Annotated in this window: 12 protein-coding genes; 11 read left to right on the forward strand and 1 reads right to left on the reverse strand. The window is 58.5% G+C overall.

Going from position 1 to position 14,270, the window contains the following annotated elements:
- Positions 1-19 precede the first annotated feature (19 nt).
- Together araH and HALTITAN_RS14130 are read left to right on the forward strand one after the other, a co-directional pair.
- Positions 20-1,030, forward strand: coding sequence for an L-arabinose ABC transporter permease AraH (gene araH, locus HALTITAN_RS14125; protein ID WP_009287512.1), 1,011 nt, complete (start codon positions 20-22; stop codon positions 1,028-1,030).
- 64 nt (positions 1,031-1,094) lie between these two features.
- The gene (locus HALTITAN_RS14130) at positions 1,095-2,840 is read left to right on the forward strand and encodes an IlvD/Edd family dehydratase (RefSeq protein WP_039859522.1); all 1,746 of its coding nucleotides are present in this window, start codon (positions 1,095-1,097) and stop codon (positions 2,838-2,840) included.
- Positions 2,841-2,883: 43 nt separating this feature from the next.
- On the opposite strand, the gene HALTITAN_RS14135 is transcribed toward HALTITAN_RS14130, so the two are convergent.
- Positions 2,884-4,110, reverse strand: a complete 1,227-nt coding sequence (locus HALTITAN_RS14135) for an ROK family transcriptional regulator (protein WP_039859524.1) — start codon at positions 4,108-4,110, stop codon at positions 2,884-2,886.
- A 213-nt stretch (positions 4,111-4,323) separates the two neighbouring features.
- Here HALTITAN_RS14135 and HALTITAN_RS14140 point away from each other — a divergent pair, with 213 nt between their 5' ends.
- From HALTITAN_RS14140 to HALTITAN_RS14180, 9 genes are all read left to right on the forward strand, one after another.
- Positions 4,324-5,835 (forward strand): sugar ABC transporter ATP-binding protein, encoded by a 1,512-nt coding sequence (locus tag HALTITAN_RS14140; protein ID WP_039859525.1) that lies wholly within the window; start codon positions 4,324-4,326, stop codon positions 5,833-5,835.
- Positions 5,828-6,853 carry an ABC transporter permease gene (locus tag HALTITAN_RS14145; protein ID WP_223828102.1) on the forward strand — a complete coding sequence of 342 codons (1,026 nt, stop codon included), beginning with the start codon at positions 5,828-5,830 and terminating at the stop codon, positions 6,851-6,853. The genes HALTITAN_RS14140 and HALTITAN_RS14145 overlap by 8 nt, the downstream gene beginning before the upstream one ends.
- A 127-nt stretch (positions 6,854-6,980) precedes the next feature.
- Entirely contained in the window at positions 6,981-7,946 is a 966-nt protein-coding gene (locus tag HALTITAN_RS14150; RefSeq protein ID WP_009287515.1) for an ABC transporter substrate-binding protein, read from the forward strand.
- A gap of 100 nt (positions 7,947-8,046) precedes the next feature.
- Entirely contained in the window at positions 8,047-9,102 is a 1,056-nt protein-coding gene (locus HALTITAN_RS14155) for a sugar phosphate isomerase/epimerase family protein (RefSeq protein WP_039859527.1), read from the forward strand.
- 22 nt (positions 9,103-9,124) lie between these two features.
- Positions 9,125-10,288 carry a Gfo/Idh/MocA family protein gene (locus HALTITAN_RS14160; RefSeq protein ID WP_039859528.1) on the forward strand — a complete coding sequence of 388 codons (1,164 nt, stop codon included), beginning with the start codon at positions 9,125-9,127 and terminating at the stop codon, positions 10,286-10,288.
- 43 nt (positions 10,289-10,331) lie between these two features.
- On the forward strand, positions 10,332-11,102 hold the full coding sequence (locus HALTITAN_RS14165; protein ID WP_039859529.1) for an SDR family NAD(P)-dependent oxidoreductase: 771 nt from the start codon (positions 10,332-10,334) through the stop codon (positions 11,100-11,102).
- Positions 11,103-11,147: 45 nt separating this feature from the next.
- A complete protein-coding gene (locus HALTITAN_RS14170) occupies positions 11,148-12,437 on the forward strand; it encodes an ABC transporter substrate-binding protein (protein ID WP_009287516.1) in 1,290 nt (429 codons plus the stop codon).
- A 66-nt stretch (positions 12,438-12,503) separates the two neighbouring features.
- Positions 12,504-13,436 (forward strand): carbohydrate ABC transporter permease, encoded by a 933-nt coding sequence (locus HALTITAN_RS14175; RefSeq protein WP_009287517.1) that lies wholly within the window; start codon positions 12,504-12,506, stop codon positions 13,434-13,436.
- Positions 13,433-14,260: a carbohydrate ABC transporter permease gene (locus HALTITAN_RS14180; RefSeq protein ID WP_009287518.1), complete on the forward strand. Its 828-nt coding sequence runs from the start codon at positions 13,433-13,435 to the stop codon at positions 14,258-14,260. The genes HALTITAN_RS14175 and HALTITAN_RS14180 overlap by 4 nt, the downstream gene beginning before the upstream one ends.
- The last annotated feature ends 10 nt before the right edge of the window (positions 14,261-14,270 follow it).

Here is a 14,270-nt window from a genome sequence, read left to right on the forward strand (position 1 = left end):
CAAGTTCAGGACAACAACCATGACAACTAATAATGCAACCCAAGGCGAGACTGCGCCTGCCCGCCCGGCGGGCCGGCAGGGGCTGATCAAGCCACTGCGCACGCTGCTGGATACCTCAGGGCTGATTGCAATTTTCTTGCTGCTGTTTGTGGCCCTGGCGGTACTCATCCCTGACTTTCTGACCGGCCGCAACATGGTCGGGCTACTACTCTCGATCACCCTGATCGGCAGTTTGGCCACCACCATGATGCTGGTGCTGGCACTGGGTGAGGTGGATCTCTCCGTGGCCTCTACGGTGGCCTTTGCGGGGGTGGTCGCAGCGGTGGTGACCTCCAGTACCGGTAGCGTGTTTATCGGCGTGATCGGGGGCATTGTCGCTGGGGGCGCGGTGGGCGCTTTTAACGGCCTGGTAATTGCCAAGTTCGGTATTAACTCGCTGATTGCCACCCTGGCGGCAATGGAGTTTGTACGCGGGCTGGCCTATATCACCTCCGGCGGCGACGCGGTAATGATCACCGTGCCGGGTTTCTTTGACCTGGGCAGCGCCTCGTTCCTCGGCCTAACCCTGCCGGTCTGGACCATGCTGGCCTGTTTCGTGATCTTTGGCGTGGTGCTCAACATGACCGCTTTCGGGCGCAATGTGCTGGCCACCGGGGGGAACTCGGAAGCCGCCGCGCTTGCCGGGGTTAATGTTCGCCGCCTCAAGATTATTGTTTTCGGCCTCCAGGGCGTAGTGGCAGGTGTCGTCGGTGTACTGCTAGCTTCACGCATGGGGCTGGGCGACCCCAATACCTCCATGGGCCTGGAGCTGGCGGTGATTTCCGCCTGTGTGCTGGGCGGCGTGGCGCTATCCGGCGGCGTTGCCACCATTACCGGTGTGGTGGTCGGTGTACTGATCATGGGTTGTGTCCAGAACGCCATGGGGCTGCTCAACGTCCCCACCTTTTACCAGTACCTGGTGCGTGGCGCGATTCTGCTGCTGGCGGTGATGTTTGACCGCTGGAAACAGACCCGTCGTCAGCGGGCCTGACGCTTAAACCGTTACCCCTTTATTAGTTGGTCACTTTTTTTCCGGTTTGTACGGAGGCTTTGTTATGTCTGATCGTCAGCGCCCATTACGCTCTGCCCAGTGGTTCGGCACCGCCGATAAAAACGGTTTTATGTACCGCAGTTGGATGAAGAATCAGGGCATTCCTGACCATGAGTTTCAGGGCAAACCGATCATCGGTATCTGCAACACCTGGTCGGAGCTCACTCCTTGCAATGCGCACTTTCGTAAGTTGGCGGAGCACGTGAAGCAGGGCGTGCTGGAGGCGGGGGGCTACCCGGTGGAGTTCCCGGTGTTCTCCAACGGCGAATCCAACCTGCGCCCCACCGCGATGTTTACCCGCAACCTGGCCAGCATGGACGTGGAGGAAGCGATTCGCGGCAACCCCATCGATGCGGTGGTGCTGCTGGTGGGCTGCGACAAAACTACCCCGGCGCTACTGATGGGTGCGGCGAGCTGCGATATTCCCACCATCGTGGTCACCGGCGGACCAATGCTCAACGGCAAGCACAAGGGCAAGGACATTGGTTCCGGCACCGTGGTCTGGAAGCTCTCCGAGCAGGTCAAAGCCGGTGAGATTTCGCTGCACGACTTTATGGCCGCGGAAGCCGGCATGTCCCGCTCCGCCGGTACCTGCAACACCATGGGCACCGCCTCCACCATGGCCTGCATGGCCGAGTCGCTGGGCACCTCGCTGCCGCACAATGCAGCGATTCCGGCAGTCGATTCTCGCCGCTACGTGCTGGCGCACCTTTCGGGTAACCGGATTGTCGAGATGGTCAACGAAGACCTGCGGCTCTCCAAAATCCTCACCAAGGAAGCCTTCGATAACGCCATCCGTACCAACGCGGCGATTGGCGGCTCCACCAATGCGGTGATTCACCTCAAGGCGATTGCCGGGCGTATCGGCGTCGATCTTACCCTGGACGACTGGAGCCGAGTGGGGCGCGGCACGCCCACGGTGGTCGACCTGCAGCCCTCGGGGCGCTTTCTGATGGAAGAGTTCTACTACGCCGGTGGTCTGCCGGCGGTGCTCAGACGCCTGGGCGAGGCCGATCGGCTGCCCTTCAAGGACGCCTTGACCGTCAACGGCAAAACCCTATGGGAGAACGTTCAGGACGCCCCGCTGTATAACGATGAAGTGATTCGCCCGCTGGATAATCCGCTCACTGCGGACGGCGGCATCTGCGTGGTGCGCGGCAACCTGGCCCCCAACGGTGCGGTGCTCAAGCCCTCAGCAGCCACGGCCGAGCTGATGCAGCACCGAGGTCGTGCGGTGGTGTTCGAGGACTTCGACGACTACAAGGCGCGCATCAACGACCCGGACTTGGACGTGGAAGCCAATGACATACTAGTCATGAAGCACTGCGGCCCGCGGGGTTATCACGGCATGGCCGAGGTGGGCAATATGGGCCTGCCGCCCAAGATCCTCGCCCAGGGCATTACCGACATGGTGCGCATCTCCGACGCCCGCATGAGCGGTACCGCCTACGGCACTGTGGTACTGCACGTGGCACCCGAAGCCGCTGCCGGTGGCCCGCTGGCCGCGGTACGTAACGGTGACTGGATCGAGCTCGACTGCGAAAGTGGCCGGCTGCATCTGGAACTCAGCGACGAAGAACTGGCCTCGCGCCTGGCCGAAAGTGACCCCACCGCCGCCTCAACGCTGATTGCCAGCCAGGGCGGCTACCGCCAGCTGTATATCGAGCGGGTGCTCCAGGCGGACGAAGGCTGCGACTTCGACTTCCTGGTCGGCTGTCGGGGTTCTGATGTGCCGCGGCACTCGCATTGATCGCTTTCCCGGCGCTAGCGGATCGCAATCCACCCCAATCTGGCTAAGCTTCGCGGGCGGTTTGGCTATCTAACAGCGTCTGGGCATCGGTAGCGTTTAGCGCCATGGTGATGCCTCCCATGCAGGTCATGTCGCGATCCCAGGCGCAGTGTTCGATGCGGGTGGTGCCCATCAGTTCGGCCACTAGGGCATCGTCAATGGCGGTGTGCATGGCGGCTTGCATGGCGTCAAAGCCGCGCACGCCGGAGCCGGTAATCAGCACTAGATCGGGGTTAAAGAGCGCCAGCACATTGGCAATGCCGAACCCCAACGCCCGCCCAGCCTCGGCGTAAATACGCTGGGCTGTCGGGTCGCCTTTTAATGCCAACTGTGTCAGCGCCTGCATCTGCTGCTCTGAGGGGTGTGCGCTGTCGCCGGAGGGTAGCGCTAAATGATCGGCGGCGGCGCGATAGAGCGCATAATCGCTAGTGTAAGCTTCAATGCAGCCCCGTCGCCCGCAGGCGCACAGGGCGCCATCGGGTTGGTATTTGCTGTGCCCAAACTCCGCCGCTGAGCCATTGGCACCTAGAAAGGGCACGCCGTTAATCAATACCGACATGCCGATACCGTAGCCCAGCATAATGACCACCAAGTTGGGGCAGTCTGCATAGGCGGGCTGTGCCGCTAGAACGCTGGCGATGCAGTTGGCATCGTTTTCCAGCAGTACGCTGCAGTGAAAACGCTCCGCTAATCGCGTCGATATCGGTGCGTTACGAAAGCTTAAAGCGGGGGACCAGATAATCGTACCGCTTTGCGACGAGACTACCCCCTGCACTGCCAAACAGATCCCCGCCAAGCGTTGAAATCCCTTTAGCTGTTGCGCGCAAACAGTGCTGATCTTCTCTTCCAGCAGCGCTTCCAGGTCGTCGGCGCTCAGCGTCAGGGTGGGCACTGCGTGGTGTTCGCTATGGCGTACCTGACCCGAAAAATCGCCCACCACCAACTGGATCTCATTGATCGATAGCTTGATACACACCACGCAGGCGGCATTAGGGTCGAGTTCAATCAAGGTTTTTGGTCGGCCACGCCCGGTGGGGCGGGGTGTTTCGGGTGGCCGTTCCATGATCAACCCCTGCTGGAGTAGTTCGGCGCTGATCGAGGTGACGGTGGCAGAGCTAATGCAATTGAGTGCGCCCAGGTCGATGCGTGCCACCGATCCTTGGTCACGCAGAGTGCGTATCACCGCCAGGGTGTTGTCGAGGCGGCTAGTATCAGTCGACGGAAGGGCCATAGGGTCGCCGTTTATAGTTCGTGTTGAAAAAAAGCAGTGCTGCACATTGCCGAGCGCTCTCATCGTGGGGTGTGAGCGCAATTGTCAAAATACGACCTAAGTTGCATATGCAAATATTTATTTTAGCACCTAAAGTAAATCAAGCATCAATCTAAATCAAACGATGTTGATAAGCCCCCAACACAATAACAACAGACTTCATCAGGTGGCCTCATGCTGTTATCAGCGCGCAAACTCTGCCGCTCGTTTGGCGAAAACCAAGTGTTATTCGACGTTGATCTCGACCTGCAGGTGGGGGAAGTGCACGCCCTGCTGGGTGAGAACGGCGCCGGTAAATCGACCCTGGTAAAAATCCTGGCCGGTTACCTTCGACCCACTTCGGGCGAGGTGGTGGTGGACGGCAGCCAACGGCACTACCGCTCCAGCGGTGAGGCGGAAGCCGACGGCGTGGTGATGATTCACCAGGAGTTGGCACTGGCGGAACAGCTCAGCGTAGAGGAGAACATCTTCTTGGGCCGCGAACTGCGCCGTGGAGTGTTTCTGGATCGACGAGCCATGCGGGAACGCAGCCGGACGGCACTGTTGGAACTCGAAACCGACGTTGATCCACGCGCTCGAGTAAAAGACCTCAGCACCTCTGATCAGCAGATGGTGGAAATTGCCAAGGCGATCACCCGGGATGTGCGCGTGCTGATTATGGACGAGCCCACTGCCACGCTGACGGAAAACGAAGTATCGGTGCTGTTCGCACTCATCGACCGTTTGCGCCAGCGTGGTGTGGCGATTCTGTATATCTCCCACAAGCTGCGTGAAATTGAGCAGATTGCCGACCGCGTGACGGTATTGCGCGACGGACATTTGGTCGATAGCGGCTCCATGACTGGACGCAGCAAGGAGGAGTTGGCACGGCTGATGGTGGGGCGTGAGATCACTGAAATGTACCCACCGCGTACGCATCTCCCCTCCGATGCGCCGGTGGTGCTGGAAGCGCGGGGTATGGTGGTGCCCGGGGCCGTTAAACAGGCCAGCTTTACCCTGCGCCAGGGGGAAGTGTTGGGGTTTGGTGGCATCGTGGGCGCCGGACGCACTGCGCTGATCGAAGCGGTGCTGGGCCTACGCGGCAAAAGTGCAGGCCAAGTGCTGCGCAACGGCCAGCCGGTGGTGTTGCGCCACCTGCGTGATGCGGTGCATCAGCGGATTGCCTATTTGACTGAGGATCGAAAAGGCAAAGGCCTGGTGCTCAATATGGATTTGCGTTCCAACGTTACGCTGCTCAATTTGCGCGCTCACTGTCACCCCTTGATCGACCGCCGCCGCGAGGAGCAAGCCTTCCAGCAGGCCATCCAGCGCTTTGATATCCGCCTGCGGACGGCAGCGCGCACCGCTGCCGAACTCTCCGGCGGTAACCAGCAGAAGCTGCTGCTCGCCAAGGTGATGTCCATTGCCCCTGAAGTCGTGATTATCAACGAACCGACCCGGGGCATCGATGTGGGAACCAAGCACCAGATCTATCACTTTATCCATGAATTAACCGAGGCGGGCTGCTCGGTGATATTGATCTCTTCAGAAATGGGCGAGCTGATCGGCCTTTCCCACCGGGTGGCGGTAATGTGCGCCGGGGTACTCACCGGGGTGCTTGAAGGCGAGCAAATAAACGAACACGAAATCATGCAGTACGCATCCGGCATTAAGGGAGCAGAGGTCGATGAGCAGCGTCATGGCTAATAACAAAACGACTAATAAAGCAGCTAACCAAATGATCAAGCAAAAAGGCTTCGCCATAGACCTGAAAACCTGGGGGCCCTTTGTAGCACTGGTGGTTCTGGCGCTACTGGGCGTGCTGATTAATCCGGCTTTTTTGGGGCTGGATAATCTCTCGAACATGCTCACCCGCAGTGCCTTTATCGGCATTATTGCCATCGGCGCCACCTTCGTGATTACCGCCGGCGGGTTGGATCTTTCGGTAGGGGCAATGGCGGCCTTTATTGCCGGGGTGATGATTATTTTGATGAACAGCCTCGTCGAGCAGTTTGGCGCCGGGCTGACCACCGTGCTGTTCGGCGTGGGTGCCTCGCTGCTGCTGGGGCTGTGCGCTGGCTTTATCAACGGCATGGTGACTACCAAAGGCAAAATTGAGGCGTTTATTGTCACCCTCGGCACTATGGGGATTTACCGCTCACTGGTCACGTACCTCGCCGATGGCGGCACCCTCACCCTGGACTGGGCAGTGCGTGATATCTATCGGCCGATGTATTACGGCAGCTTCCTGGGCATCACCATTCCGGTCTGGGTGTTTCTATTTGTCGCCATTGTTGGCTACATCCTGCTCAACTACACCCGCTTCGGGCGCTACTGCTTTGCCATCGGCTCCAATGAAAAAGTGGCCGAATACAGCGCTATTCACGTCGATCGCATCAAAACCATGACCTACATGCTGCAGGGGGTGTGCGTGGCCTTGGCGACAATTATCTATGTGCCCCGGCTGGGCTCTGCATCGGGTGCCACCGGGGTACTCTGGGAGCTGGAGGCGATTGCCGCGGTGATCATCGGCGGCACCATGCTCAAGGGCGGGCATGGGCGTATCTGGGGCACGGTGGTGGGCGCCATCATGCTCACCATGATTGGCAATATTCTCAACTTGACCGATGCCATTTCTAACTATCTCAACGGGACGGTGCAGGGGATCATCATCATTGTGGCGGTCTACCTGCAGCGTGCCTCGTGGAGAAAAGCAGCGCCTTAAGGCACTGAAACGAATGTAAAAACCAGAAAAACGTTCGCAACATCAACCCTTAGCAGCTCGCAACGCAGCAAGTAAAAACAGCAAGTAAAAACAGCAAAACAATTACAAACACGAAAGGAGCATCACTATGCGAACCATCAAGACAGCAGTGAAGGCCTGCGTCACTACTGCAGCACTCACTTCAGCAATAGGGCTCTCCGGCGCCGCGGTTGCCCAGGAGTACACCATCGGTGTCTCCATTCCCGCCGCCACCCATGGTTGGACGGGGGGCGTTAACTACCACGCCGAAGAAGCCAAAAAACGCCTTGAGGCGCTCTATCCTGACATTGAGATCACCATCTCCACAGCGGGCACGGCGGGAGAGCAGGCCAATGATCTAGAAGACTTGGTGTCGCTGCGCAACATCGACGCGCTGGTGGTGCTGCCGTTTGAGTCTGGGCCACTGACCGATCCGGTGCGCCGGGTTAAAGAGTCCGGGGTGTTCGTCACCGTGGTAGATCGAGGCCTGACGGAAGAGGGGATCCAGGATCTCTATGTAGCGGGGAATAACCATGAACTAGGCCGCGTTTCCGGTGAGTACATCCGCGAACGCCTTGATGATCAGGGCGACATTGTGGTGCTGCGCGGTATTCCCACGGTGATCGACGATGAGCGGGTGCAGGGCTTCCAGGAAGCGATCGAAGGCTCCGAGGTCAACATCCTCGATATGCAGCATGCCAACTGGAACCGTGATGATGGCTTTGAAGTGATGCAGGACTACCTATCGCGCTTCGACAATATCGACGCCGTCTGGGCCCAGGATGACGATATCGCGCTGGGTGTCATTGAAGCGGTACGCCAAGCGGATCGCGAGGATGAGCTGTTTATCGTCGGCGGCGCGGGTATGAAGGACATCATCAAGCGGGTCATGGACGGCGATGAGCTGGTGCCGGTAGACGTGCTTTATCCGCCCGCCATGATCGCCACGGCGATGGATCTTACCGTGCAACACTTTGTCTCCAATGGCCCGGTGTTGGGTGAGTACATTCTAGGCTCGCCGCTGATTACCCAGGAGAATGCCGAGCAGTACTACTTCCCCGATTCGCCGTTCTGACCGCGTATTGATTGCGTAGTGATTAATAGGCGCGGGTAAAAGCACCACTCCTTCCCGCGCCTACCCAAGCACTTAATCCAAACGATATTGAGAGAGTCCTATGAAAACAATCAAAGGGCCAGCGCTCTTTCTCGCCCAGTTCGCCGGTGACGAAGCCCCCTTTAATAGCCTCGACAGCATTGCTGCTTGGGCGGCGGGGCTTGGGTATCAAGGCGTGCAGATTCCCAGCTGGGATGCACGCATGATCGATCTCAAACGTGCTGCCGAGAGCCGCGCCTACTGCGATGAGATCAAAGGCACACTGGCCGAGCACGGCTTAGCGCTTACCGAGCTCTCCACTCATCTTCAGGGCCAGTTGGTCGCCGTACATCCTGTTTACGACGAGATGTTCGATGGTTTTGCGGTACCCGAGGTTCGCGGTAATCCCAAGGCACGCCAGGCCTGGGCCGTTGAGCAGTTAAAGCTGGCCGCCAAGGCATCGCAAAACCTGGGACTCACCGACCACGGCACCTTTTCCGGGTCGTTGGCGTGGCCGTTCATCTATCCCTGGCCCCAGCGTCCGGCGGGTTTGGTCGAAACCGCTTTTGACGAACTGGCGAATCGCTGGCGCCCGATTCTGGATGCGTTTGATGAAGCGGGCGTGAACCTCTGCTACGAGATTCATCCCGGCGAAGACCTGCACGACGGCATCACCTTTGAGATGTTCCTTGAGCGGGTCGGTAACCACCCCCGCTGCCACATCCTTTACGATCCCAGCCACCTGATCCTGCAGCAGCTCGACTACCGCGGCTTTCTGGACGTGTATCGCGACCATATTCAGATGTTTCACGTTAAGGACGCCGAGTTTAACCCCAGCCCCAAGCAGGGCGTTTATTCCGGCTATCAGTCATGGACAGAGCGCGCGGGGCGCTTTCGCTCCCTGGGCGATGGCCAAATCGACTTCAAGTCGATCTTTTCCTGGATGGCGGCCAACGACTATCACGGCTGGGCGGTGCTGGAGTGGGAGTGCTGCTTGAAACACCCGGAAGTCGGCGCCCGTGAAGGCGCAGCCTTTATTCGCGACCACATTATTGAGGTCACCGAGCGGGCGTTTGATGACTTCGCTGACGGCGGCTCCGACGAGGCCGCCAATCGCCGCATTTTGGGTCTTAATTAACCAAAGGGGAGGGCAATACGACATGAGCAATCAACACGACACGCCGCGTCGGCTGCGCCTGGGCATGGTCGGCGGTGGCCAAGGAGCGTTTATCGGCGGGGTGCACCGCATCGCCGCGCGGTTGGATGACCATTTCGAACTGGTTGCCGGGGCCTTTGCCTCTGACCCTGATCGCAGCCGGGCCGCCGCCGCGGAGCTGCACGTTGACGCCGAACGCGCTTACCCCGACTACCAGACCATGGCCGAAGCGGAGCGCAAGCGCTCGGATGGTATCGATGTGGTCGCCATTGTGACCCCCAACCATGTGCACTTCGACGTGGCGCGCACCTTTTTAGAAGCGGGTTTTCACGTCATCTGCGACAAGCCGATGACGATCACCCTGGAAGAGGCGCAAACCCTCGCCGAGCTGGTGGAACGGACGGGGCTGTTTTTCGGCTTAACCCATAACTATTCCGGCTACTCGCTGGTTCGCCAGGCGCGAGAGATGGTGGCCAACGGTGAGCTGGGTGATCTTCGCGTCGTCCAGGTGGAGTACCCGCAAGATTGGCTCTCCACCCGCCTGGAAGAGAGCGGCGTCAAGCAAGCTGAGTGGCGCACCGATCCCAAACGCAGCGGCCCGGCAGGTTGTTTGGGTGATATCGGCACTCACGCCTACCACCTGGCGCGCTATGTGACCGGCCTGGAACTGGAGTCACTCGCCGCCGATATGCACACCTTTGTCGAAGGGCGAGCGTTGGATGACAACGTACATATGCTGCTGCGCTTCAAGGGCGGCGCGCGGGGCATGCTGTGGTCTAGCCAAGTCGCGCCGGGCAACGAAAACGGTCTGCAGCTACGCGTTTATGGCAGCAAGGGTGGCCTTGCCTGGCGCCAGGAAACGCCCAATCAGCTAGTGCATTCGCCACTGGGAGAGCCGCCACGGATCTTGACCCGCAACGGCCCTGGTCTGGGCGAAGCCGCCATGGTGGCTGCACGAATCCCTCCGGGGCATCCGGAAGGTTATCTCGAAGCCTTTGCCCAGCTCTATCGCGATTTCGCCGTGCAAATTCACGCCCATCAACAGGGTGAACGCGCTGAGTCGCTGGCGATGCAAACACCGGGGGTAGCCGATGGTGTCGATGGCCTGACCTTTATTACCCGCGCGCTGGCCTCGTCCGCTGCCGGTGGGCAGTGGGTGGATATTTAAAACGCGGTTAAAGCACGCCTAAAAGAGAGAGGTGGGAAACAATATGAATCAGCACTCAGCGCGCTATACAAGCCTTGAACAGCGTGTGGTCTTTATTACCGGCGGCGGCAGCGGCATTGGCGCCTCGCTTACCCGAGCCTTTCACCTTCAGGGCGCGCGGGTGGTGTTTGTCGATATTAACGATGAGGCCAGCGAGGCGTTGGTCGAAGAGCTCCACGTCGAGACCGGCGAGGCACCGCACTACCACCACTGCGACATCCGCGATGTGGCCAGCCTACAGCAGGTTATCGCCGAGACCGGCCAGCATCTCGGGCCAATCCATACCCTGGTCAACAATGCTGCCAGCGATGATCGTCACGCCTGGCAGGATGTGGATGTTGCTTACTGGGATGAACGTATGTCGCTCAACCTGCGGCCGATGTTCTTTGCTGCCCAGGCCGCAGCTGAACAAATGATGCAAGCGGGCGGTGGCTCGATCATTAATTTTGGCTCGGTCAGCGTGCAAATGGCGTTAGGTGGTTTGCCTGCTTATGTGACTGCCAAAGCGGCCGTGCACGGTTTGACCCGCAGCCTGGCCCGGGAACTGGGCGAGCACAATATTCGCGTTAATACACTGGTGCCCGGCTCGGTGATGACCGAGCGGCAGCTCGAAAAGTGGATTAGCCCCGGCGACGAAGTCGCCATTCAACAACGCCAGTGCCTAAAAATGCGCCTTGAACCCCAGCATATCGCCCCCGCGGTGCTGTTTTTAGCCAGTGCCGAAAGCCAGGCCATCACCGCTCAGGAGTTGGCGGTAGACGCGGGCTGGGCTTGATGGATGATTCAACAGCAAGCTTTAAAATAACATTAGGAGAATTTCATGCACGTATCTAACAAATACAACGTGCCCTGTTCACTTCCTCGCCACTTAGCGCTGGTTGTTGCCGCTGTTGCTGCTTTGGGGTCAGTAACCGCAGCCGCCGATACCACGGTGACGGTACTAAGGATTGAAAGCAGTAGCGCTGAAAAACGCTACTACGAGGAAGTGGTTGCCGCCTATGAGGCGGAGCACCCCGACGTTAATGTCGAGTTCGAATACCTTGCCAACGAGGCGTACAAAACGCGCCTGCCCACCATGCTGCAGTCCAGCCAGCGCCCGGATATCTATTACACCTGGGGCGGTGAGGGGTTGCGCGATCAGGTGGATGCGGGGTTTGTCCGCGACCTGAGCGAGCCGATGCGCGATGGCTGGCAGGATATCTACCCAGAATCTGCAGTGCGCGCCTTCACCCTCGATGATCGCGTCTATGGCGCGCCGCTCTACGCCACGGTGGTGGGTATCTGGGCAAACACTGCCCTGACAGAAAAGGCGGGAGTTGATGCGCAAGCGATCAAGACCTGGGAGGATTTTGAAAACGCCGTGATGGTGCTGCGGGAAGAGGGCATAACGCCGCTGGTGGTCGGTGGCCAGGATGGCTGGCCGCTGCATTTCTATTGGGGCTCTTTAGTCACCCGCCTGGCCGGTGGCGAGGGCATCGAAGCGGCGAAAAATGGTGAAAACGGCGGCTTTGAAGGCGAGCCCTTTGTACGCGCTGGCGAGATGCTGCAGTCGCTGGTTGAGCTTGACCCTTTTCAGCCCGGCTTTATGGCCACTTCCTACGAGCGCGCCAGCGGCATGTTTGGAGATGGTGAGGCCGCCTTCCACGTGATGGGCGACTGGGATTATCTGCCTTCCAAGCAGCGCTCAGTCAGCGGAGAGGGTGTCCCGGATGACGACTTGCTGTTTGTCCCTTTTCCAGAGGTCGAAGGTGGTGAGGGCAACGCACAGAGTTTTGGCGGGATGAACGGTTTTGCTGTCACCCGTGATGCGCCCGATGAAGCGGTCGATTTCCTGCGTTTTTTGCTCAATGCCGACAACCAGCGTAAAGCCGCCGCGACAGGCATCTTTGTGCCGGTTGCCGAGGGCTCAGCTGAAGCCCTTGAAACGCCCTATGCCCGCCGCGTTGCAGAAATTCTTGATGAGTCTGAGTTTCATCAGGTGTTTCTGGATCAAGCACTGGGTACGTCCGTCGGTGCGACGATTAATGATATCAGCGGCGATTTAGCGCAAGGCGTCGTGACGCCCGAAGAGGCCGCTGCCCGGGTCGAAGAAGCCTGGCAATTTAGATGATCCATCTCTTGTGAGGGCACAAGCGATGCTGCTTGTGCTTATTCTTGCTCTGGCTCGGAGTTTGCCATGACCACGCTTGACCGAACCGCCGTGCCGCGGAGAGGGAATGCTGACCGGGTGAAGAAAGGTTTGGTGAGCGGTAAATTCACCGCGCTATTAATCCTGCTTCCACCGGCGTTAATCCTTTTTTCGCTGTTCGTCATTCTGCCACTAGCGGATGCCGTCTATTACAGCGGTTTCTCCTGGAATGGCTACGGTGCGCCCAGTGACTTTGTCGGCTCGCAAAATTATCAGCGCCTGCTCGATCACTCGGTGTTTCATACCGCGCTGTGGAATACCGCCAAACTGATACTGGTATCACTACTGATTCAGATGCCCCTGGCACTGGGGTTAGCACTGTTGGTGTACCGTAAAACGCCCACCAATACTCTGTTTAGGCTGGTGTTTTTCCTGCCCTACATCTTGGCGGAAGTGGCCGCGGGGCTCATCTGGAGCTTTGTTTTTGACGGCGACTACGGCATTACCAGTTCGCTGTTGCATGCCATGGGCCAGGAGTCGGTATATGTACTGGCCGACCACCAGTGGGCGTTTCCGGCGATTATGACCGTGATCGTTTGGAAGTACTTTGGTTTCCATATGATGATCTACATTGCCGCCCTGCAGGGCGTGCCCAAGGATCTGGTTGAAGCCGCCAAGCTTGAAGGGGCTAAACCTCGCCAAGTGGCGCTTTTTGTACAAATCCCGCTGATTAAGCATGCCATCGTGGTGAGTGGTTTCTTTGCCATTATCGGTTCGCTACAGATCTTCGACATTATCATCCCGATGACCAACGGCGGCCCCTCTAACTCGACTCATACCATCGTTACCTACCTGTACAGCTTCGGTCTCTCACGGCTCAATATTGGCTTTGGTAGCGCCGCTGCGGTTGTGCTGTTTGTGCTCGCTATCGGAATTGCTTTCTTCTACCAACGCACCACCGGCAAGGGGAGTAAGGCATGAAAAGTATCACTACCCGTAACACCCTGCGCGTGATCATTCTGATCGTGGTAGCGAGCGTGGTGATCGGCCCCCTGTTAGCGGCGTTCTTCGGTGGCTTTAAGGGCAATTCTGAGCTGCGCACCAATCCGCTGTGGCTGCCCGATAGTTGGGATGCCGGCAATTACATCGGCATCCTGCTGGACGGCAATTTCTGGCGCTATTTGGGTAACTCTTTCTTCATCTCGTTAATGACGGTGTTTTTAACCCTGGTGGTGGGGGCCGCTGCGGCTTACGTGTTTTCGCAGATCCACTTCTTCGGCGCCAAGATGATCCTCTCCTATCTGCTGCTGGGGCTGATGTTTCCCTTCGCGGCGGCCATTTTGCCGCTGTTTATCAAGGTGCGGGATTTGGGCCTGCTGGATACCTATTGGGCGGTGATTCTGCCCCAGACGGCATTTGGTTTGTCGTTAGCCATCCTGCTCTTTAAGGCCTTCTTCGACCAGCTGCCTAAAGAGCTGTTTGAAGCGGCCTATGTGGATGGGTGCAGCTATTTGCGCTTCTTCTGGTCGTTCACGCTGCCGCTCTCGACCCCCATTCTGGCCACCGTGGGCGTGTTTGTGTTTGTGCAGAGCTGGAATAACTTTCTGCTGCCGTTGGTGGTGTTAAACGACCGCTCTATCTACACCTGGCCACTGGGCATGATGCAGTTCCAAGGGGAGTACCTGACCCAGTGGAACATGATTCTGGCCTTCGTGACCTTGACCATCATTCCGGCGGTTATTTTCTTTCTCGCCGCCCAGAAGTACATCGTGGCTGGCCTGACCGGCGGCTCGGTTAAGGGATAAAGGAGGATCC

This window comes from Vreelandella titanicae BH1 (genome assembly GCF_000336575.1).
Classification (GTDB): domain Bacteria; phylum Pseudomonadota; class Gammaproteobacteria; order Pseudomonadales; family Halomonadaceae; genus Vreelandella; species Vreelandella titanicae.

What these genes read in the sequence shown, in the direction of transcription:
- araH (WP_009287512.1), top strand. Translation starts at nt 20, where the DNA reads ATGACAACTAATAATGCAACCCAAGGCGAGACTGCGCCTGCCCGCCCG.
- HALTITAN_RS14130 (WP_039859522.1), top strand. Translation starts at nt 1,095, where the DNA reads ATGTCTGATCGTCAGCGCCCATTACGCTCTGCCCAGTGGTTCGGCACC.
- HALTITAN_RS14135 (WP_039859524.1), bottom strand. Translation starts at nt 4,110, where the DNA reads ATGGCCCTTCCGTCGACTGATACTAGCCGCCTCGACAACACCCTGGCG.
- HALTITAN_RS14140 (WP_039859525.1), top strand. Translation starts at nt 4,324, where the DNA reads ATGCTGTTATCAGCGCGCAAACTCTGCCGCTCGTTTGGCGAAAACCAA.
- HALTITAN_RS14145 (WP_223828102.1), top strand. Translation starts at nt 5,828, where the DNA reads ATGGCTAATAACAAAACGACTAATAAAGCAGCTAACCAAATGATCAAG.
- HALTITAN_RS14150 (WP_009287515.1), top strand. Translation starts at nt 6,981, where the DNA reads ATGCGAACCATCAAGACAGCAGTGAAGGCCTGCGTCACTACTGCAGCA.
- HALTITAN_RS14155 (WP_039859527.1), top strand. Translation starts at nt 8,047, where the DNA reads ATGAAAACAATCAAAGGGCCAGCGCTCTTTCTCGCCCAGTTCGCCGGT.
- HALTITAN_RS14160 (WP_039859528.1), top strand. Translation starts at nt 9,125, where the DNA reads ATGAGCAATCAACACGACACGCCGCGTCGGCTGCGCCTGGGCATGGTC.
- HALTITAN_RS14165 (WP_039859529.1), top strand. Translation starts at nt 10,332, where the DNA reads ATGAATCAGCACTCAGCGCGCTATACAAGCCTTGAACAGCGTGTGGTC.
- HALTITAN_RS14170 (WP_009287516.1), top strand. Translation starts at nt 11,148, where the DNA reads ATGCACGTATCTAACAAATACAACGTGCCCTGTTCACTTCCTCGCCAC.
- HALTITAN_RS14175 (WP_009287517.1), top strand. Translation starts at nt 12,504, where the DNA reads ATGACCACGCTTGACCGAACCGCCGTGCCGCGGAGAGGGAATGCTGAC.
- HALTITAN_RS14180 (WP_009287518.1), top strand. Translation starts at nt 13,433, where the DNA reads ATGAAAAGTATCACTACCCGTAACACCCTGCGCGTGATCATTCTGATC.